Genomic DNA, 23166 nt, shown 5'->3' with positions numbered 1-23166 from the left:
CAAGTTTTTAGGCTCTGTTATTTTTTATTTGACTCTCTTTGCAACTACAAACATGCGACCGTCTTCGGTGTAGCTATTGCAAGTGCTAAGGGTCAAAATCTTGTCCGTAGAACTAATGTCGATTGTCTCGTCGTATACCGATAAACTTTGGATGTTATCTAAAAACTCCTGGAGCTCTGAGCCTGTAACTGCGTCGATGAAATCGTAGTATTTGTAGCTGTCGTCATCATCATAACCCACTGCTGACAGCCCCACACCTACAACTTCGTACTCTTGCTCCTCGTATAGAGTTTTAAAGATTATCGTCTTATGCGACTGATAATAATCATAGTCTAAGTATCTTTTTAATCCACCAAACATGGTTCCAGATCTCATATTGTGACCATATATGATGGTGTTAGTGGTCGGATTAACTATGTCGCAACGATAATCGACGAATAAAGTACCGGCGGTACTCGTTTCTCCATAGAAATCTCTTCTCAAATAATATTCAGGGTCGTTTGGAGTTTGACATACCGGATAGTTGATATCCGTGTCAACGACTTCAAGAATCCCTACGAAATCGCTATTTTGCGAGTATAGCTCATTCATATCTGGAAGAATCTCTCGCTCATCTGCTGCATAATTCTTATCCCAAGGACTTTCTATCAAATCCTCTGTGATTTCATTAGCTGCTGCATTTGAGTCCTCCACAGAATCTATATCGTCATTATCATTATCAATATTAACGTTATTTTGTGAAATATTAGTGTTTTGGGTATTATCTTCTCGATTTTGTATCTCTGCAGCTATCTTTCTGGTCTCGTAAACGTCCTTTATTTCTACCCCAGCATATACTCCAATGAGTACCACCGCCATGGCTACGAATATAAGTCCCAGGCGTCTGGAGCTTTTTGCCTTGGTTGCTGCCTCTTCGATTATCTCTCTATCGTCTAGAAGTCCTGCGGATTTGTTTGCCACAATATCTGCCACGTGCTCTGTGTACTGAGCACCGATTGGACTGTTGAATGTAATGATGCCATCACGAATATCATTATATAGGCGTAGGGCAACCTCTGGATCTTGTATATCAAGCTCCTCATTGATGCACTCTATTTTCTTAACGTCCTCTTGGGCTGCACGATATTCATAGTGAGTTTCAAACTCAAACCCACCAATACTAAACCTTTTCTTGTCTGACATATATCGTTCTTCCTATTGCACATGATACTACAATATATTGTATCAAATTCAATAGGAACACACAATTAATTGATTAAAAATTTTTCGACAATATATAAAAAGGCCCTAGGGCATACTGCCCTAGAGCCTTCATTCTACATATTATTTGATAGTTACTGGCTTATGTTCTGACTCTGTAATCTTTTGACGCACTCCATTTACGCGACCATAACCATCTATATGATAGTAATATGTCTGACCTGAAGTAAGCTTAGTATTTGTGTAAGCTCCAGTAGATGCAGGAAGGATTGCTACTAACTTTCCTTCGCTTGTTTCATCTTCTGCTCTATAAATGTAGTAAATTGTTACATTACCAGTTGTGCTCCATGTTAATGTTGCATTACCTGTTTCATAACTGTTTGCATCAAAGCTTGATGTAGAAATATCTGTTGTTGTTTCTACTGTTTCGGCTTCACTGTGTAATGTTGTTCCATCAGGATCATTAGCATATGCAGTCGCACTAACTCTGTAAGTTGTACTTCCTGTTAATCCAGTAAAAGTATATGTCGTCGACTTTGCTGCACCAGCAATCTTGATTACCTCATAATCTCCAGATGAATTAATCTTCTCAAGAGTCAATGTTGTTCCATCAGAGAATATATCACGTACCCATTCTACTGATATTGATTCAGAAGTCTTACTTGTTACTACAAGATTAGCAACACTTTGAAGCTTTATCGTGTAGCTCTTTGTGTAGGTGCCAGTAAGTCTTCCACCTTTACCTGTGAGTGTAAATGTGTAAAAATCTTCATTCGAAGTACTGTAATAAGGCTTATTTGTTGGATAGCTGATTTCGTAATCACCAACACCAGTTTCTGAATCGTATTTAACAAGCTTTTTGAAAATCTGCTTCTTATCTGTCTGTAAATTGTACGATGTAATAAATATTGTGTAAGAAGGGATAACTGGTAATCCTGTATATCTCTGCTCACTTGCCAATACTACTGTACAATAGCTTGTATCACTTTCAGCTACTGAAACATTTCTTGGTGTAATCTTGTACTTAATAGTCTTCGATCCTGCTTCACCATTTACTTCATAGTTGATTGTAGCTTCAATTGTTCCAGGTTCTACAAAGTCTGGTGCTTCTGTAACAGTCTCACCTTTTCCTGTATAAGTAATTACATTTCCATCACGCTTATAGGTGATATCCTCTATTGAGGCAACTGACTCACTATAGTCAAGCTTAAATGCAGGTATTATTGGATATCCTGTGTACTGATATTCAGACCTATAGTTTGTAATACCAATGTTTGAAATATCAAAATCAACATTGAATGTTACTGTCTTGTCGCCTGACCAATAGATATCCTTGGAAGCATCAGTAATACCTCTATATGTAACCTCACCTGTTCGAGTGCCTGAATCGGATTTAACACAGCTATACTCAACATCATAGGTAAGCTTATCATCTACAGGATTTCCACCATCTCGCTCTAATACGAGATACATTTGTGGATCACCCTTTGTAATACCTTCACCGTGATATGTTTGAACTGGTCCAATATCATCTCCAGCTTTTACGAAGTTATTATTCTCATCGTAATAGTATACAGATGTTTTGCTTAAATCTCCTGTTATGTAGAAATTCAAGCTCTTGTCCCCTGAATAATTACCTATACCTGTCACTTTGACTGTAGCCTTACCAGGCATTACATTATCATCATATTTAAGAGTATAATCTGTACCTAATTCAAGTTCTCTCTTATTATTAAATACTGTTACCTCTGGTTCAATCTCGTCACCATCAGCATAATCATACATGTTATCATCTGTTCCATTTACAAACTTGACATCAAAGTCACTTAGCGCATCTTCAAGAATAATGAATTTTATTGTAAATGTAATAGGATTTGTAGGAGCATAATAGTTTCCTACATTCTCCGCATCGTTATCTGTCCTAAACTCTATGTTAATTGTGCTAGTGGTGTATTTTAATGTACTTCCTTCGTAAATAAATGTAGATGCGGTACCACAATCAGGTTCATATGTAATCTTTACATCTTTAGTATTATCTACAACTGTATTTAATCCTAAATCTTCTATCTTTACGGTTGGTTTAACTGTAGCGCCATCGTAAGTAGTGTAATAGTATCCTACAAATATACCCTGATTGTCAGTATCAGTTGTTTTAATCTTTCCTGTGTCCACAAGATATGTTTGAACATCAGCAGCTGTCATTCTTGACAGATTTGTTCCTGAAATTGTGAACTGCAACATTCCATCAGATGACTGCATTGGATTCTGAGTCTCAAATAGAGAAGTAGTCGAATCACTAATCTTTCTCTTATTTACCTTGTACGTCTGTGTTATTGTTCCACAGTAATCGCCTTCACCCGTTATTACAATTTTCTTGTAACCTGCATTTATACATGCGTCAGTGTTTCCACTTTCATCTGTATATGTAACTGTGTAATTCTTTGCTGATATACTTCCAACACTTACTACTACTGGCTTGTGGGCTTTAGAATCATAATCGTATGTCCACTGATCTTTAAACTTCTCTGGATTATTCTCAGAAGTATTGTATTCATAAGTGTTGCTTCCATACCTATATGTTACAGTTATTCCTAAATTATTAAGATTCTTACCAATATTAAATGGTAATTCCAAAGTGCCCGTATATGTACCTTTACCGGTGATAATTACTTTTGGTGATGTTGATGCAACTGGTGCATGTTTATCATCTGTAACCGTTGCACTCCACTCGGCAGAACCTGTATCCTTTGCATTTTCTACAGATAGAGTAAAGTCTTTATTCTGAACCAATTCATAGGTTACATCTGCGCCATTTGTTCCTGCGCCTTTGTAAACATCTGTAATGGCAATCTTTGGTACATTATCGCCACCATTTGCATCTTTGGTAACCACATCATATACCATAATTGTAAGAGTATCAGTTATGTTACCTGCTGAGTCCTTAAGACCACCTGTCGTAATATATCCAGGTTCTGCAGTTGTAGTGTTGGTATCCAAATCACTCTTATATGTCCAAGTTCCTTGGAATCCATTTCCAGCACTATAGTAGTAGTGATAATTGCTTGAAAGTGAACGCTCAGTTACTGTAAATGTATCAGTAATACTTGATTCACAGCTATTTAAACCACTAATTTCAATAGTGTAAGTTCCTACCTCTGTAACCTTACCATTGGTAATATTTGTATTACCCTTCTTAATCGTTACATTGTAGTCACACTTAGTATCATCCACTGCTTGATATGCACCTTTTTGTGTAAGTGGAACTGTTACTACATTTCCTGATGCATCAGTGTAGCTTGTTGTCATTTTTACAATATTGGCTACATCTATTTCTCCACCTGTGTACTCTGCAGTTCTCTGTGCAAAGGAAACTGAACCACTATTCAAATCAAGCTTTTTGATATTGAATGTTCCTGATGCACTATTCTTTGTATTGCCAGAAGCACCGGCAGTTACTGTTAATTTAGGAGCATTAGTATCTGTGCTGTTTGCTGCTACTGTATTATTTGAATAGAACGATCCATCTACAACACCTGGTGCATAATAATCACCTGTAGTTGTTGTTCCTGTCTGGACTTGAAGCTTGTTCTTGATTCCATTAGCTTTATCAACATAGTAAACAGCATAGTCTGGTGTAAGTTTAACCTTATCTCCGCCTGTAGTTGGATCAAGGAAATAACCGCTATAGGTCGCATCTTCTACCTCTACAACTACATGGTCTGTATCTGACAGGTCAAGTTTTTCTATTTCAAACTTAAGACTATCTGGATAGAATGTTGGGCACTTATAAGAACCAAGTCCAGTAATACCTATGTATGCCTTATCACCACCATTAGTTGCATTTGTATTATTGTAGTAAGTTACAGAGAAGTCTTTTCCTTCTGTAAGTGTCTTTGGTGTTCCGCCTACATCAACTGTTCCTGTTACCTTAGGCTCAATTCCTGATCCTGTGTATATAAAGCCATCATCAGGAGTAGTAATTGTAAATGTACCCTTTGTCTTTAAGCTAACTCCTGAAACATCAAATTGTAATGTTTTTTCACCATATACAACATCATCATATCCAGTAGCCTTTTGAGCCTTAATAGTATAAGTGTCTATGTTTGTTACTGTCGCTGGTGTAACAGAAATATACGCATTACTATCTAAGCTCGATGCCTTGTGATAAATAACCTTTGTCTTTGATGCCTCACTTGTATCTTTTACAAATACTTTTACATGATCAACTATTGAGAATGCACTTCCTGTGTATGAAGTTTCTGTAATCTCATTGTTAGCTTCATCATATATCTTGATAGTTGCATTTGTTAGATTGTATTTAATGTAGAAAGTAAAGCGTGCTCCTGTATTAGAGTCTTTTGCATAATACTTACTATTATCTGTTGCTGTTACTACTACATTATATACACCAACTTCTTTGGCATCATCTGGATTTGAAGTTTCTGTTGCTGACGATGTCTTTTTATAGTTGTAGCTTATTGTATAATCGCCATTTGTATCTGCCGAACCTGCATTACCTAATAATCCATTGAATAATGTAGTTGGGTCCAGCACTGAGCCTGTGTATTCAATAGTCGTTGCCTTTAATGAAATACCTGAGTATGTTGCTAAATCTGCCAAGAAGTAAATCTCGGAACCATCAGCTGCTAGTACATGTGATGCAGTATTTACGCAGAGGTACTGTCCAGTTACTGATACTGCTGGATCTTCACCTGGCTCTCCCGGATTTGTTCTTGCTATAGAATATGTAGGTTCATCTTTTCCATCAATAGAAATAGTTGTAGGAATAGTTCCATCATACTCTGTTGAATTCAATGTCTTATACTTGATTGTTGGAACTATTGTATCCTCGTTGACAAGCAAATTTCTGCTAGATGCAAAGGATACACTTGCCAAAGAATTTGAACCTGTTGTCGATGTCAAATCCAATACAATATTGAAGTAAATCTTCTCTGTTCCACTGTATGTATTAAGACCTTTTACTGTCAAATAACTAGTCTGATATGAAGGAAGCGACGTTGTTTCGACGCCAATTATTTCATAATCAGTTCCTCTAGTAAGCTCTTTACCACCCTTTGTTTCATACAAATGTACTTCGACTTTATTTGTGTTAATTAATGTATTGATTGCATTCAAATCAAGAGTTGTCTGAGTGTATGTAACATCACTCATTGTTCCATAAAAGCCCGTGATTGCATTTGTATTAATTGCATACTTAACTGTAATTGTCTTTGTTGCGTAGTTAGAGCTATTAACAGTTATTGTTGCAGTAGCTAAATTGTCAGCCGTTGTTGGTTCCACGTTATTAGCATAAGTAATGCTGTATTCAGTTGAGCTCAAAGGTGTACCCGACATATTAGTAACAATAATCTTAGGTTCAATAGGTTCACCTGTGTACATATATCTATGTGCTGTATCAGCTATTGTAAATTCGTTTGAAGCCGCATTAGTTGTTCCTACTAACTGAGTTTCTGCGATTGTGTCAACATATACGTTCTCATAACCTTCTACAATCTTAAATCCTAAAGACGCATCGCCACTATAATTTCCAACACCTGTAACTGTTAAAGTTGCATTAGTACCTACTGTTGAGCCAATATTGCCTTCACAAGTATAATCATCAGAAGTTAATGCCATAGAATGGCCTGCTTCTACCGTTGTATAAACCTGTTTTGTATCACTGTAAGAATATGTAAATATAAATGCTGGATCTACGGTTATGTCGCTACCTGTATAATGTTGCTCTTTTGTTGCAATAGCATTAACTCTCTGTCCACCCAATGGCTGAGGATTGATATAATAGCAAATCTTTGCAGTTCCATAGAAACCTATGCTGGTATCGCCGGATACAACCATAGTAATTAGGTTGGAAGCACCTGTTCCCTTTGCTTCTCTTGCATCATATAACTTGTCCCCTGTTAAGTCTAAACTACTTTTAATAGTTGGAGTAGATACATTTCCAGTTCCTACGGTATCGTCGTCAGCATCATAAATCTTTGTACCATTTTTGTCGTATAACAATACCTTTGGAGCCTGACTATTTCTCCACATGAGAGATACCGGGTTAGCCTCTAATGTAGAAATCTCTCCCAATATGCAGGCATAATCTTCGCCTTGAACATTATTGTTTGCGTCATAGTATGCACCTAAGATAGATACTTTACCTTGGCTAATATCTGTACCGACTGTGTATGTTTTATCAACGGCGCCTTTATAATTATTTATACCAGTAATAGTGATAGTTTTTTCACCTGCGGATTTCTTATCAGTAGCATTGTAAGTCACTGTGTAATCTCCGGTTGTTCCTCCATCGGTACTTACTGTAAGTTCTTTATTATTTACAGATACAACCAGGTCTTCAAGGGCAACGTCACTGCCTGTGTAGGCTTTTTCGAAGTTGTTTTTTTCGCTTAATGTAACAGTTACATCATCGCTTGAAATGTCGATTGGGTTGATTGATAAATAAACAATCGCATTGCTGCCTTTATAGTTACCTTGGCCTGTAATGTATAAATATGGGTTTGAATTACCATCTGCTTCTTTGTAAATCTTTGCATTAGTAGCATTTATATAGGAATACTTATAGTCGGTCTTATATGTTAGTTTTGTACTTCCTAAATATACCGCAACACTACCATTAAAAGCTGTTCCTGTATAAGTTATTGGAACATCACTAGTATAATATCTTGTTATTGTACTTCCGGCTGTAACATCTTTAGCCTCGCCGAGATACGTTGCTTCATAATCGCCTTTTATTTTAATTGTATAGGCGCTAGACGTGTTGCTAAGAATAGAAAACTTCAATATAACTGAACCGGTAAGGTTATTGCTACCAGTTACTGTTACTGTTGCTGTTTCTGTTCCAACACTGATATTGTTATCATATTTAACTGTATAGTCTACATTTTCAGTAATCTTATTTGTAATATCATTTGAGCCAATAATAAACTTTACAGCAGGTGTAAATTCACTACCGTTATATACTAAATTACTTACTGAATCCTTCCATGTAACATATGCTTTTGTAACATCTGTATTAGTTAATGATAGTTCAGCTGGATCAATCGTAAACTTATAGCTTGATGATGTAAGTTTTCCAGTAAAGTTTCCTACGCCTTCTATATAGAATGTCGCTGTTCCAGCATTAGTATTGTTTTCACATGTAAGTATGTAATCACCAGTTGTTCCACCATCCTTGCTTTCTGTAAGTACAGTTGAACCATATGATACTTTAATATCATAGTTATCTGTAGATGATGAAGATGATGTTGCAGTAGTCAATGTTATCGCACTTCCTGTGTATGTCTTTGATGAAAGTTTTGATAAATCAACCATGCTAGTTGTTAACGATCTGGCACCAATCTCATAGTAAGCTGTTATTGGTGAACTAACATAATCTTTTAACGCACCAGTAGATGTTGGTGTTGCAGTAATTACCTTTGTGCCAGCATTTGGTGTTAATTCTGTTGAATTTTTATCTAATATAGTTAGTGTAAAATCTGTATCAACAGTATAGTATGTCCCATTCATATACATACGAATTGTAGATGGTCTAGTGCTTGAACCGTCGTATGTCATAGTATATGGAATTACATAATTATTTTCTTTTGTACCGTCATAATTGTTCGAACCAACTGTTATACGAATCCTCATATCGTTGGCATAGCTTGCAACTATTTTATAGGTTCCTTCTAGTTTACTCTCTGAATCAAAATTCTTACCTGCACCAGTAATTATTACTGTAGGTATCTTTGATGAACCTGTTATATTTACATAATCAGCTGTCTCATCATATGAAACTGAGTACTCGTCTTCACTTACAGTCTTTTCATTGAATATGACAGTAAAATCTGTGCCTGCTTTAGCTTTATGTTCATTTCCATCATGATTAAATGTAGGATTAATCCAATTAATTGTAGCAGCACCTATGTCTGCTTTCTTCATTTCAAAATCAAGTGAAAGGGTTGTACCTGCCAATCCATATCCATCCTTGATTGTGAATGTGATTGTTTTTTCTCCTGCATTAGTTAAAATAGCATCACTTGTAGCACCTGATCTATCAGTTATTACATAATCTGCAGTTTCTGAATTTACATAATCAACTACTTGTCCTTCAGAATCTTTAAAGACTACTTCTGGCCATCCTGACGCAAGCGCAAGTTTATCTCCTGTGTAAGTGCAATTTTCTAAAGCTGAATTGCTACTAAATTCTACTGTTAACCCAGCATCTGCTGTTACAGTCTTAGTCCATTTTGTACTTCCCGAGAAATTGCCATCGCTTGTTGCAACTATGGAAACAGTATATGTCTTACCTGCTATTGTAGTTGCAGTTGTATATGTTGCAGTAAAATCTTTTCCGAATACTGGCTTAGCCTTTACTCCATATACAGCATTTGTTGGATCAATATTGTCAATAGCTGTTATTGCGCCGCTCTCTATCGTCATAGTAGTCGCATCGGTAAACGCAGCTGAAGAAAGGGCTAACTTACTAATCGTAAATGTTCTGTTAAATGTATATGTTTTACCACTAACTGGTGTGTAGCTGATTGCTAACTTCGCGTTTGTTGTAGCATTAGTATTGTTTGAAGCACTTCTTTCTACTGATACTGTTTTATTTTGGTCTTTATCTGAATAAGCTACAACTGTTGGAACAATTGCTTCACCTGCATAATCAACTGATGGTGTCGTGCCGTCATCTGAATCCGCAATTGTAAACTCGATAACCTTTACAGTTATTGATTTCGTGCTGCTTTTATAAGTAGCTGTAATTTTTGCTTCACCAGACTTCTTTGCTTCAAATGCTCCTGTTGTTGCATTTACTGAAACAACATCACTATTAGATGTCGACCATGTTATAGTTCTAGTCGCTGATGTATTAGATAATGTAGCGGTAAAGGTTCCTGTATCGCCTACACTATATAAATATGTGTCAGTTGTATAAGGATTCAACTGTTCAGCTGATGATGTTGCACTTGATGGGTCTGGTCCTGTTATGCTTGTAATAGTATATGAATCACTAGGTGTTTCAACTACTTCCACATTATAGTTAGTCGAGTCATTTATATTTGTTGTTTCTGTAAATACTCCCGCTGGAGCATCGTTTTCCCATCCATCTTCTAAGATGTATGTTTCAACACTTCCATTTCCATATCCAAAATCTACATAGCCATTTGGAGTAGCTGTTGCTTCGATGATTACAGCATAGTTGTCTCCATAAGCGATGTATTCATCTGCTCCAGATTTAACTGTTACTGGTATAGATACATCAATCCAACCAATACTTGAAGCTGTAACGTCTTTAGTTCCAGTCGCTACTGCTGTTGCAGAACTTAAAGCCTTTGATGTTGATACGTTTTTATAAACTGTAGCTGTGAAAGTATATGTGCCTTTTGTATCAGCATATATTCTAAAATCAGCAGATTTAATTCTTATATATGGACTTGTATATGTTGAAGCTACATCGTTTTCCTTTAAATATCCTATTCCGTCAATCAAGTCAGGATATATCGTAATGTAGCTTTCTGTATTAATAGAACCAACTACATAAGTTGAGAAATGCTCTGCATCAAAGCTAACATCCTCACCTGCTACGTCAGTTGGAATTTCTGTTACTGTTTCCTGGTCGTCCTCGATGCGGTATGCAACGATTTCTTCGTCTGGAGTGTCGGCAAGCTCTGAGACACCTTCGAATGTTACTGAAACTGAGTTGCCATCGTCCTTTGGTTGATACTTGTCTCCATGACGGTCGTAGATTGTGATATCGAAGGCCTCGTATGCTTCGAATGTGCCTTCATCTATTGTTTCATTTACAATGTCGTTTACTTTTTTAAGTGATTTTGTGTAGATAGTAACCTTTGACTTTCTTGGCATTTCGCCGGCTACAGTTACCTTTACACCGTGGATTGTCTTTGAGTATTCCTGATACTCAAGTGACATATCCTCATATTTGCAGTGAACGCAAACCCAATCTTCGTCGAATTCGCAGTCCTCTACCTCTTCTTCACCGCACTTTGTGCAGCGCTTTGTGTGTGTTCCATCATCGTTTGAAGTGTACTCCCACTCGTGGTCGCACTCTTCCTCTTCTGCTGGCTGCTCATATCCGCAGTGGATGCAGATTCCGTCTTCGCCGAATTCGCAGTCTTCTGTCTCGCCCTGCTCTTCGCACTTTGTGCAAACCCAAGTGTGTGTTCCGTCATCGTTAGACACAGCTTTCCAATCGTGCTCGCACTCTTCTGCTGCGTCCTCCTCAGGAACCTCTTCCTCTGGTAAAATCTCATCCGTTTTATCTATATTTTGGGAATCGTCTATATTTATTTCTTCTGAATTCGTTACTTCATCCGTGACTTCTGGATCAGTTACTTCTGGCTCTGTCACTTCCGGTTCTGTCTCAACCGGTTCTGTCACTTCTTCCGTTACCTCTGGCTCAGGCGTAGCGGTATCCGCAGTTTCTCCTTCCGTCGTTTCTACGTCGGCTGCCGCCCCGTCGTCTTGGATGGTTTCTGTTACCATGTCCAAATCGCTATCTGCCAGTGATGAGAAATCATCTCCCATCATGGTTGTAAGTAGCAACATGGCTAGCAAAAATGCCATCATCCTTTTCAAGATATTCATGCTGTTGTTCATAGGCCAATTCCCCTTTTCTCGTGCTTTTTGCACGCAAAAATAGACGTAAATATAGTTTTACGATTTCATTATCGGCACTTCTTATTATTAACTTTAGCTTGTTTCAGGAAAAAATATGTTAATTTAATGTGAAAAAAGCGCCCAAAATGGACGCTTTCACTGAATGTTTAGAATTGTAATAGTGCCATGACTCCATCTGTACTTGAATTTGCCTGAGCAAGCATTGATTCGCCTGCCTGGGCAAGGATTTTATCCTTGGATAGAGTCACCATTTCATCTGCCATATCTGCATCGCGAATTCTAGATTCTGCTGCATCGGTATTTTCCACTACGTTGTCAAGGTTTTTGATGGTATGTTCCAAGCGATTCTGCATGGCTCCAAAATAACTACGAACACCACTGACAATCCTGATTGCTTTGCCGAATTCATCTATTGCCGATGTGGCTGTATCCTCCGTCAAAACCTCTGTTGTATCGATTGTAAGTGCTTCACAATTCATGTTATAAAGCCTGATTTCTAGCTTGTTTGTCATATCAGCATCTGTTCCCAGATGAAGAATTACATTGGCATTTCCCCCGCTTGTGGTTGTGGATGTAAGTGTGCTGTAATTCTTTTCAACATTCGTAATTCGTATTGGTTGAGTGTCCTTATTAGCTGTATCGCCAAGGATTGCTGTTCCACCAATCTTCAAATCGTCAGTTATGAGCGAGCCAGCGCCTCCCACACTGTAATAGGATAGTTGACGAACAAATTCAACAGCGCTTAGCTTGTCTGGTTTTTCCGAAAAGCTTGACGTACTTCCCGAATCAATAGCACTAATGATATCGCTTACTGCAACTCCAGTTTGCTCTGATACAATCGAACTGAAGCTGCCTGTTTGATCATCAATCAAGGCTCCAAAAATCTTATCTGCACCATTTCGCAGATTGCTTACTGACACACCATTGCCATCTGCTGCAAGGTAACTAGCATAGGCTGCCGCCAAATATCCATGACCATATGGTCTACTTTCGACCGTATAGTCACCGCCCTGGCTCAGGTATGCCGCGATTGCAGAATCCTGGCTGGTATCCTCTGCGCTTGTAAGCTTCACAGCCAAATTTATGAGACTGTTATTCCATCCTGTTGTATAGCCGCCGCCTGCCAACTGAGCAGTACCCTCAACAAACCAGGTTGGCATATCACTTGCAGAACCATCGCGACTATACATTCCACTTGGCATCGCTACATCCATAATACCGTGCATGGTCTCATGAGCGATGGTACTTTCTAATTCTTGCAACTGAGAATCGCTTAAATTTAATGATGGAAAATCCGCCTCGTCCACGGTCATGCCGAGGGTACCTGATGCAAATTCCTGTGTTGAGCCTAGTATTCTAAAGCTTGCGCTCATATATGCTAAGGTTCCATATACTCCATCTATATATTCAATTGAAAGCTTTGTATCATAAGGTGTTTTATCCCCTGATGCCAGCTCATTTATCTTATTTCCAAGAGATGGGAATGCAGACAAAATCTGACTTACTGCGTTTGGAAAATACTCATCAGAAATCTTCGCAGCCAGCTTATCTACTGCTGTTTCCTGTGTTGATGTAGCGTCGATTGACTTTAGTTTTGGCACAAAGCCATCCTTGCTGAACACCTGTATATCATTAAATTTTGTTCTTGCTGTAATGGAATTTATTTCATCTTTAATCTTTTCAATTTCGGCGTTGATGTTCTTGCGGTCGCTGTCTGACAGTGTACCGTTTGCTGCTTGAACCGCCAACTCGTTGCTGCGCTGAAGCATATCGTGCACTTCATTGAGAGCGCCATCTGCGATTTGAACCAAAGATATGCCATCACCACCATTAGTTGAAGCCTGATTCAATCCACGTATCTGGCGACGCATTTTTTCTGAAATAGAAAGGCCTGCAGCATCATCTGCTGCACGATTAATACGATATCCATTGGAAAGCTTTTCCATGCTCTTTCCAAGGGAATCATTTGTTAAGTTGTACATACGGCTAGCATTACTAGCGTTCATATTGTGTTGTACTACCATTAATCGCACCCTTTGTATCGCCTTTCTAGGCTTTTTCCACGTTACACTTCATATGTCGGCTTTCTTTATAGAAAAATGACCTCAGATAATTATTTTTTGTAACTTTATTATTTCTATAATATTTCAATATGTAATGTCGATATCAAAGATAACTGGTTACTAATTAAGGAGATTTATTTAATGGTTGTTACACACAATTTACAATCATCAAATAGCAGCAGAGTTCTTGGTAACACTACTGGCCTCATAGAGAAATCAACGGAAAAGCTTTCTTCCGGCTATCAAATCAACCGTGCAGCAGACGACGCTGCAGGTCTTGCTATCTCTGAAAAAATGAGAAAGCAAATTCGTGGTCTCAATGAAGGTTCCGTTAATTCTCAAAATGGCATCTCCCTAGTTCAAATTGCGGACGGTGCTATGTCAGAAATTCATGACATGCTTCAGCGCGCCAATGAGCTTTCTATCCACGCCGCAAACGGCACACTTTCTCAGGCAGACCGTCAAACATGCCAAGACGAGCTTGATCAGATTAAAGAAGAAATCGACGGTGTTCGTTCTAGAACATTTTTCAATAAAATTCCTGTTCTTAAGGGTCTCCCTGTTAATATTCAGGGCGATATGATTACTCCTGCCTACACAAAGACTATAACTTCAGGTGCAGATTTACCTGAATGGTTACAAAACGGCATAGATAATGCTTCATTGACTAACGGCTATATGGCAAGCACATACAACACAACAGTTAATGTAACCTACAAGCTAGAAGGTTCTGATGAAGAGCTTACTGGCACCGCAACCATACCACACTCTGCAACATATATTGACTTCTCTGGCATTTCTGCAGATTCTGTGTCACAGCTGGATGGTAAAGGTATATATTCTACCTGTTGTTCTTGTCAAAACAGATATAGTATCAAGTTTGATGCCACTTCCGAAACAAATACTGCGACACAAAGTGGACAGCACCACATTTATACAATCGGTATAAAAGGCGCCACATCCGCTGCAGATGTTTTGAATAGGATAATGGAAGGAACAAAAGATTTTTCCGGCGAACTTGGCAATCCAGATAATCACTATACAAAATACGCCATCGAAGGCAGTACACTTGTAATATACGATGACCGTTCTTCTGCTTCTCAAGCAACCGTTTGGTCTTCAATTGATTCAACCGGTACCGTTACTGAGGTTACTTTTGAAAAATTTAGTGCTTCAACTGGTGCGGGATGGGAAAATGTAAATTCTTATAACACTCGTGCCACCTCGCGATATGGACTTTTCGGGCTCGGTTACGCTGAAACAGTTCCCGTTGATGCAACTTACGGTACAAAACCTTCAAGTCGCAGTGCAGACATCAATATTCACAGCGGTGCGGAAGCAGACATGGACAACAAGATTTACATCCTTCTTCCTAATGTTTCTTGTGATGCTATGAATATTACAACAGTCGATTTCATGGTACCTAATGGTCCGGAGGATGCAATCACAAGAATCGGTTTCGCTATCAATTACCTCAGCGATGAACGATCAAGGATGGGAGCATATCAGAATCGTTTGGAACATACTATAAAGAATCTAGATAATGTTACGGAGAATTCCCAAGCCGCAGAATCTAGAATCCGCGACACAGATATGGCAAAAGAAATGGTTAGTCTCTCAAAAAATAATATCCTTCAGCAGGCCGGTCAGGCAATGCTCGCGCAAGCCAACCATTCTACCGAAGGAGTTATGAATCTTCTTCAGTGATTTCTACCAGGCATTTATACAAAAGCTCCTCGAATGGACCGTAGTTCAGGACGGAGCTTTCTTTGCTGGCCAGAATCATGTCATTTTTAGTTGTTTTAGAAAAATCTATATCAAAGTGATTGCTGTTTTTGCAGATGTATTCGATGAATACGCGCTGGGCGCGGCCGTTGCCTTCGCGGAAAGGATGAATCATGTTTATCTCGCCAATCAGGTAAGCCAGCTTTTTCGCCATCACTTCTTTATCATCTATATCTTTCAGGTAATTATTGGCAATAATCCAATCGTGAACCTTTTTAAATTCTATTTCTATGAATTGCGTCAGGCAAAAGATCGTGCCCTTTGAAATATCTACTGTGCGAATCTTCCCCGCCCACTCGTAAATATCCTGGAACAAGTACCTGTGAATGGCACAAAGATGTTGCAAAGAAAAATCTCCAGGAATCGGGCGCTGGCTGATTTCAAAGTACCGCGCGGAGCTAAGCTCCTGTTCTGCTTTGAAGAGCTGCTCCTTGTCGTGTATATCAAGTTTGTTTTTGAGAATGTGAGTGTGGGGATAACAATACTGACCGTTATCCTCGTACTCATAGCGGTAATATTCATCCATCATAGGCTTATCCTACTGAAACATACCTAGATGTGATTTCGCGGACCACATCTTCCACATCAATCTCTTTTTCAATGATCATTCTCCCGCGTTCAAGCTCCTGCGGTGTGAGTATCATGTCCTCCATTGCAAACGAGGCAGAGACGCTAGCTATCTTCTCATCTGTAGACATTAATCTCTCCTTATTTATCGGATTAAAAACCATATTTTTCACCTATTATTCTAAAACGACTGTTAATTGGTGGTTAATCTATGGGTTTATTATATCACATTTTTTAATTGTTTTGTTATTGTTTATAACTGGCCGCTTGAGTGGCATTTTCGGTTTGTGGCCTGGTTTTGGTGACGAAATCAAGCAAAATCGATAGGGCGAGGGCTACCACGCAGATGACGATGGTGAAAATCCAGGCGTTTCTATCATCGTTTGCATCCACATATCTGCCTGAGTACCACATGACATAACCGCTAGCCAAGGCTCCGAGGAAGCTTATCCAACCAAATGCTCGGCCCCTGTACTCTGGCCCCACTGATTGAACAATATATGGCGAGAAGCAAAGCATTGTAAGGATTTCTCCCACAATGAAGATTGCAATGGCGATATAGTAGGCTGGAATGTGGCCAAGACTTACTAGAAATACGCCAAAACTAAGGATTTGAGCGGCTACGCCTGCAACTAGCTTCCATTGGTTGCTTCTTGATTCAACTATTTGAGTTATTATCGGTGTCAGGATGACTACCAGGAAGCAGCTTACGCTCATTACTGTTCCGTAGATGGTAGCTCCCATATCTCCGTGATACTTGGCGAAGTCGATTGGCATCAGGTACGAGAATTGACTATAGCCACCTTCGTACAATGCGAAGGCCAGCATGAAAAGGATTACAGGTTTGTTAGTCTTTATAAGCATGCTGATGAAACCTTTAGCTGCTGGGTTTGCCTGGGTTGTTGGAGTTACCTGGGTTACTGGTGCTTTGTTTGTTGTAGTTTCTGCTTCTTCTGTCTGGTATCCTTTTTCATCTACAAACAGAATAATCAGCACTGTTGACATGGCAATTGTAACCGCATCGATAATGAAGCACAGCCACAGGTAATTGTTGAACAGAAAGCCTCCGATGATTGGAGCCAGAATGAAGCCAACGTTTGCGCCCATGTACTGGATGGAAAAGGCTTTATCCTCCTTGCCCGGTGGGGTAACAAGGGCCACTAGCGCGCTATAGGCTGGGCCTTCGATTGTCTGGAAAAAGCTTGCCACCATTATCATAATGAAGGATGCAAAGTTGAAGGCCTTTACTCCACAGATAAGATAAATAGTTATGGATACCAAGTCGCAAGCAATTATCATTGCTTTCTTGCTGATTCTATCTGCCAGCTGGCCACCGATCAGATTCGCTGGTAGGTTGATCAGGCCCGCTAGCATTATCCATAAGGCTGTCTTAGATGCAGTCAGCCCGAACTTCTGGTTCAATATCAGCGTAAGCATTGGCATAATCATAGCACCCATGTTTGTGACCATTCTTCCGATTGCTAATGCATAATTTGCCCTCGTCAATCCTTTGTACTGTGTTAAAATTTTCATGTCTCTACCTCGTTGTGTGTGCTGTTTACAGTTCTGGTTTTGTTACTTCTTATCTACTGGGTAGGCCAGGAGTGTTGTGCTCCATGGCTTAGTATTTGGTTGTTTATCGGCGTGGGCTGCTAGGAAATCTATTATATAGTTCTTCAGCTCTGCGGCGTCTTCGTCTGTGAGGAACGCTACTGAACTTATCACATCTCCCGTGACCGGTGCATGTACGTCTGTGGTTTTCTCGCCTCTAGCCCAAAGATTTCTCTTATATTCAAGGAACCCCTGCCAGTTTTCATTCATCATGTAGTTTAGGAACACTTCCTGCTCATTTACTACGCTATCATCCTGCTGTTCATTAGTTTTCAGGGAGATGTTCACATCCTCCAGCGCATAGTACTTGGCGGTGATTCCATTTATCTTTTTCGTGTGATCAAGCCTCAGTACCCCCAGGCTTTCCAGCTTTTTGATGTGGGCTGTGGCCGCCGATGGTGATATTCCAAGCTCATTTGAAAGCTGCTTCGGCGTCATCGCTTCCCCGCTAACCTGCATCAGACGAATCAACCGCTGGCGCTGTGGATTCATATAAATTTTGTTCTTTTCTGGTGTATCCAGGATTATCTCTTTCATAGTTATCCTCGTAATTTTGTTTGCATCATTATACGTTACATTTTATGTAACGTCAATCATTTTTACATATTTGTTACTACGGGCGCACGAAAAGCCCATTCCCTCAGGCTACCGGCTTGGTGCGGGCAGACTGAGAGTATATCTACGATGATTTGATTTAATTTAAAGTATTAATGGGATTTCGGGTTCGATACATGAACCCACAAATTAGATTGTTATATGAAAACAAATCTTTCAAAAACTCGTTTGATACTATACCTGCTGAAATCAAACTTGTCAACCAATATAGCCGATAATCACCAGCATCCAAAATCAGGCCTATTTCCCCCACACAGCCAAATGCGCCACGAACTACACTCCCCTACACAACAAAAAACCTCCGCGGCGCCGAAGCACCGCGAAGGGTTCAAAATCTATTCAACTCACTCAGCCTGAAACCAGGCCTGAGGCAGCCCAAAATCCAAAGCTTTACGCATTCTGAATCTTACCGGTGTAAAGCTGGTAATACTTACCGCCTTCCTGGATAAGTTCTTCATGGTTACCGCGCTCGATGATGCGTCCCTGGTCGAGAACCATGATGCAATCAGAGTTTCTGATTGTTGAAAGTCTGTGGGCGATAACAAATGTTGTACGGCCGTGCATAAGCTTGTCCATACCGTCCTGTACGATTTTCTCTGTACGAGTATCGATAGATGATGTTGCCTCGTCAAGAATAAGTACTGGTGGATCTGCGATAGCTGCGCGGGCGATTGCAAGGAGCTGGCGCTGGCCCTGTGAAAGGTTGCCGCCGTCGCCCTTGATTACTGTATCGTAACCCTGAGGCAATCTACGGATAAATCCGTCTGCATTGGCAAGCTTTGCTGCTGCAATAACTTCCTCTTCAGTAGCATCAAGCTTACCGTAGCGGATGTTGTCAGCAATTGTGCCTGTAAACAAATGTGTATCCTGAAGTACGATACCAAGTGATCGGCGAAGGTCCGCCTTCTTAATCTTATTGATGTTGATTCCGTCGTAACGAATCTTTCCATCAGCGATATCGTAGAATCTGTTGATAAGGTTTGTAATAGTTGTCTTTCCGGCACCAGTTGCACCAACGAATGCAATCTTCTGGCCTGGTGTTGCGAAAAGCTTGATGTTGTGAAGGACAGTTTTGTCAGGGTTGTAAGCAAAATCTACGTCATCAAAGACGATATCACCTTCAAGCTTCTGATAAGTTGTTGTACCTTCTGCCTTGTGGATGTGCTTCCAAGCCCACATTCCTGTACGCTCTTCACACTCAACAATTTCGCCATTCTCTTCTCTTGCATTAACAAGCATTACGTAGCCATCGTCTGTCTCTGGTACCTGGTCGATAAGCTCGAATACACGCTCAGCACCGGCCATAGCAAGAACGATTGACTGGAACTGCTGTGATACCTGCTGGATTGGCATGATAAATGAACGAGTAAACTGAAGGAATGAAACAAGCGCTCCAAGTGTAAGTCCTGTCCATCCGTTGAGGGCAAGTGTTCCACCAACAACTGCGCAGATAACGTAGTTTACATTACCAAGCTGCATGTTTACTGGGCCTAAGCAGTTTGCAAGTCTGTTTGCACGATAAGCGTTCTCGAAAAGCTCCTCGTTAAGTCCGTTGAACTTCTCCATTACTTCTTCTTCGTGACAGAATACCTTAACAACCTTCTGTCCGTTCATGATTTCCTCGATGTTACCGTTTACTGCACCAAGGGCCTTCTGCTGCTTGCGGAAGTATCTTCCAGATGTACCAGCAAGTGTCTTTGTAACAAGAGTAATCAAAGCAATCATTACGATTGTCACGCCTGTAAGGGTTGGTGACATCATAAGCATGTAAACAAATACTGTAATGATGGTGATTGCACTGTTGAACATCTGTGGGAAGCTCTGTGAAATCATCTGGCGAAGTGTATCAATATCGTTTGTGTAAACAGACATGATGTCGCCATGTGCATGTGTATCGAAGTAGCGGATTGGTAAATCCTCCATCTTCTCAAACATCTCGTTTCTCAAGTCTCTAAGTGAGCCCTGGGCAACGAAAATCATAATAAAATTGTATGAGAACATTGCGATGATACCAACTGCGTAGTATCCAATCAAAGTCTTGATAGCATCTGCAAGTGGTCCAAAATCTGTGCTGCCAGTCTGTATCATTGGCAAAATATATGAATCAATCAGCTCCTGCATGAAGGCTGTTCCCTTTGCATTGCAGATTACTGAAAGGAAGATGCAGATAATAACAAGTACAAGCTGTACTGGGTATCTGCTTCCTACATATTTAACAAGGCGGCCGAGAACTCCTCGTCTTGCGGCCTTCTGCTCTTTTGTCAGTTTAGGAACTGATCCTGGTTGTGGTCCTCTAGGCATTAGTCCTCGCCTCCTTCCTGAGCCTTGTCGAAGTCGCCGCTGCCGGCGCCTGTCTGCTGCTCATAGATTTCCTTATAAATTTCATTTCTAGCCATCAACTCTTCGTGTGTACCAAAGTCGTTGACCTTACCATCATCCATAACGATAATTCTGTCTGCATCCATAACAGATGAGATACGCTGAGCGATGATAAGCTTTGTTGTGCCAGGGATTTCCTCACGGAAAGCACGGCGGATGCTTGCATCTGTAGCTGTATCTACTGCTGATGTAGAGTCATCAAGGATAAGAATCTTTGGCTTCTTAAGAAGAGCTCGCGCAATACAAAGTCTCTGGCGCTGTCCACCGGAAACGTTTGTACCACCCTGCTCGATGTGTGTGTTGTAGCCATCTGGGAACTTCTCGATGAATTCGTCTGCGCATGCAAGCTTTGCTGCACGCTTTACTTCCTCATCTGTTGCATCTTTGTCGCCCCAACGAAGGTTTTCAGCAATTGTTCCAGAGAAAAGTACATTGTTCTGAAGAACTACGGCAACCTGATTACGAATTGTCTCAACATCGTAATCCTTAACGTTGTTGCCACCTACAAGAACTTCACCCTCATCCACATCGTAAAGACGTGAAATCATTGAAACAAGAGTAGTCTTTGCTGAACCTGTTCCTCCAAGTACGCCGATTGTCTCGCCAGAGTTAATCTGAAGATTGATGTGGTCGAGAACTGGGCGCTCTGCTGTTTTGTTGTATCCGAAGACAACATCCTTGAACTGGATTGATCCATCTGGCACTTCATAGATTGGATTCTCACCATTTGTGATTGTTGTCTTTTCCTCAAGTACTTCATAAATACGTTTCATGCTGGCTATTGACATTGTAACCATGATGAAAATCATAGCGAAGAACATGAGTGACGTAAGAATGTTCATGCAGTATGAGAATAACGAAACAAGCTCTCCAGTTGTAAGTGTGCCCTCGATAACAATCTCATGGGCACCAAACCAGCTGATAAGGATGATACATACATAAATAACTGCACTCATCATTGGCATTGTGAAGGCGATCATTTTTTCTGCAGCTGTTGCTGCCTTGTAGATGCCCTGGCTGCCCTTGACGAATTTTGTCTTTTCAAATGCCTCACGAACGTAAGCCTTTACAACTCTGATACCTGTGACATTTTCCTGTACAGATGCGTTCAAGTCATCGTACTTCTTCATAAGAATTTCGAATAATGGTCTTGTCTTGATAAGTACAAAAGTCATGAATGCAAGAATGATGACCATTGCAATAAAGAAGTTCGATGCAATATTTACATTGATTCTGAAAGAAAGAATCATAGCAACGATAACTGTAACTGGTGCTCTGAATCCCATTCTAAGAACCATGATAAATGCGTTCTGTACGTTTGTTACGTCTGTTGTAAGACGTGTAACAAGTCCTGCTGTTGAGAACTTATCGATATTTTCAAATGAGAAGGTCTGAATGTTTTCAAACATCTTCTTTCTAAGGTTTTTGGCCAAGCCTGCAGAAGCCTTACTTCCGTAAACAGCTCCCATTACACCACCAAATAAACCTACAACTGCGCAAATGAGCATGTATCCACCGATTCGATAAATCTCGCTCATGTTGCCCGCTTCAACACCTTTGTCAACTAAATCTGCTACAAGAAGTGGAATTATCATTTCCATTGCTACTTCAAGAATCATAAAAACAGGAGTTGCTAGTGCTGCTGCGGTGTATTCTTTTGTTTCCTGTAATAATCTCTTTACCAAATTTAATCCTCCTTCTTTAATTCTACGTAAGATTTATATTCCCTAGCGTTCTGCTGCATCTTATCAAGGACGCGAATCACAGTGGCGATTTCTTCCTCAGAGATACCTTTTGTTACATATTCTTCTACTTCAAGTATTTGGTTCTCTATAAGATGATGAAACTCCATCCCCTTTTCTGTAACTATGATTTGCTTTTTGCGTCCGTCACCATCTACTGGGACCTTGGCAATCAAGCCATCTCGCTCCAGGGTCTGAATCATATCTGCCAATGTAGATTTAGGGAAATGGAAAATCTTTTCCAAATCTTTTTGGAAAATAGGCTCTTTCTGTCTGACGAAATAACCAATAAGCCATCCGTTTTTGGTAGTGCAAAGATCCATTTTGTTGTCGCTGGCGCCTCTGTTAATAGCGTCTTTAATCTCACGACCTATGCTTCCGCACAAAAAACCTATATGTGTCTTTTGGTCAAATTCCTTTCTACACATTTCTTCTCCTTTCCTCTATAATTTCTTTCTTTAATTTGCTTTGGGAATGTCCGACTTCGGAATGTTCGGTTCCGGACAATTCGGTTTCGGACAATTTGCATTATACACTCTAAATTGTGTCCAAGCAACAAA

General features: G+C 39.9%; 11 protein-coding genes. 1 reads left to right on the top strand and 10 read right to left on the bottom strand.

Annotation, left to right across the window (positions count from 1 at the left end):
• Window positions 1-24 precede the first annotated feature (24 nt).
• From BMY66_RS11385 to BMY66_RS13890, 3 genes are all read right to left on the bottom strand, one after another.
• Window positions 25-1182 carry a class B sortase gene (locus tag BMY66_RS11385; protein ID WP_090395248.1) on the bottom strand — a complete coding sequence of 386 codons (1158 nt, stop codon included), beginning with the start codon at window positions 1180-1182 and terminating at the stop codon, window positions 25-27.
• Between the two features lie 141 nt (window positions 1183-1323).
• Complete coding sequence (locus BMY66_RS11380) at window positions 1324-11823, bottom strand: hypothetical protein (protein WP_090395247.1); 10500 nt, start codon at window positions 11821-11823, stop codon at window positions 1324-1326.
• A gap of 167 nt (window positions 11824-11990) precedes the next feature.
• On the bottom strand, window positions 11991-13868 hold the full coding sequence (locus BMY66_RS13890) for a flagellinolysin (protein WP_090395246.1): 1878 nt from the start codon (window positions 13866-13868) through the stop codon (window positions 11991-11993).
• Window positions 13869-14048: 180 nt separating this feature from the next.
• Between BMY66_RS13890 and BMY66_RS13945 the strand changes: the two genes are divergently transcribed.
• Window positions 14049-15614, top strand: a complete 1566-nt coding sequence (locus BMY66_RS13945) for a flagellin N-terminal helical domain-containing protein (protein ID WP_090395245.1) — start codon at window positions 14049-14051, stop codon at window positions 15612-15614.
• Here the strand turns inward: BMY66_RS13945 and BMY66_RS11365 are convergent.
• From BMY66_RS11365 to BMY66_RS11340, 7 genes are all read right to left on the bottom strand, one after another.
• A complete protein-coding gene (locus BMY66_RS11365; RefSeq protein WP_049960436.1) occupies window positions 15595-16221 on the bottom strand; it encodes a Fic/DOC family protein in 627 nt (208 codons plus the stop codon). The genes BMY66_RS13945 and BMY66_RS11365 overlap by 20 nt on opposite strands.
• Before the next feature lie 4 nt (window positions 16222-16225).
• Window positions 16226-16390, bottom strand: coding sequence for an antitoxin VbhA family protein (locus BMY66_RS13820; protein ID WP_155952521.1), 165 nt, complete (start codon window positions 16388-16390; stop codon window positions 16226-16228).
• 115 nt (window positions 16391-16505) lie between these two features.
• Window positions 16506-17792: an MFS transporter gene (locus BMY66_RS11360; protein ID WP_090395244.1), complete on the bottom strand. Its 1287-nt coding sequence runs from the start codon at window positions 17790-17792 to the stop codon at window positions 16506-16508.
• A 42-nt stretch (window positions 17793-17834) separates the two neighbouring features.
• The gene (locus BMY66_RS11355; protein ID WP_090395243.1) at window positions 17835-18407 is read right to left on the bottom strand and encodes a winged helix-turn-helix domain-containing protein; all 573 of its coding nucleotides are present in this window, start codon (window positions 18405-18407) and stop codon (window positions 17835-17837) included.
• Between the two features lie 468 nt (window positions 18408-18875).
• Window positions 18876-20786 (bottom strand): ABC transporter ATP-binding protein, encoded by a 1911-nt coding sequence (locus tag BMY66_RS11350; RefSeq protein ID WP_090395242.1) that lies wholly within the window; start codon window positions 20784-20786, stop codon window positions 18876-18878.
• Window positions 20786-22549 (bottom strand): ABC transporter ATP-binding protein, encoded by a 1764-nt coding sequence (locus BMY66_RS11345; RefSeq protein ID WP_090395241.1) that lies wholly within the window; start codon window positions 22547-22549, stop codon window positions 20786-20788. The genes BMY66_RS11350 and BMY66_RS11345 overlap by 1 nt, the downstream gene beginning before the upstream one ends.
• 2 nt (window positions 22550-22551) lie before the next feature.
• Window positions 22552-23034, bottom strand: a complete 483-nt coding sequence (locus tag BMY66_RS11340) for a MarR family winged helix-turn-helix transcriptional regulator (RefSeq protein WP_090395240.1) — start codon at window positions 23032-23034, stop codon at window positions 22552-22554.
• Between the last annotated feature and the right edge of the window lie 132 nt (window positions 23035-23166).

The organism is Pseudobutyrivibrio sp. C4 (assembly GCF_900111635.1).
GTDB classification, from domain to species: Bacteria; Bacillota; Clostridia; order Lachnospirales; family Lachnospiraceae; genus Pseudobutyrivibrio; species Pseudobutyrivibrio ruminis.
Note: the sequence above shows the minus strand (reverse complement) of the source record. Positions and strands in the feature narration are given on the sequence as shown.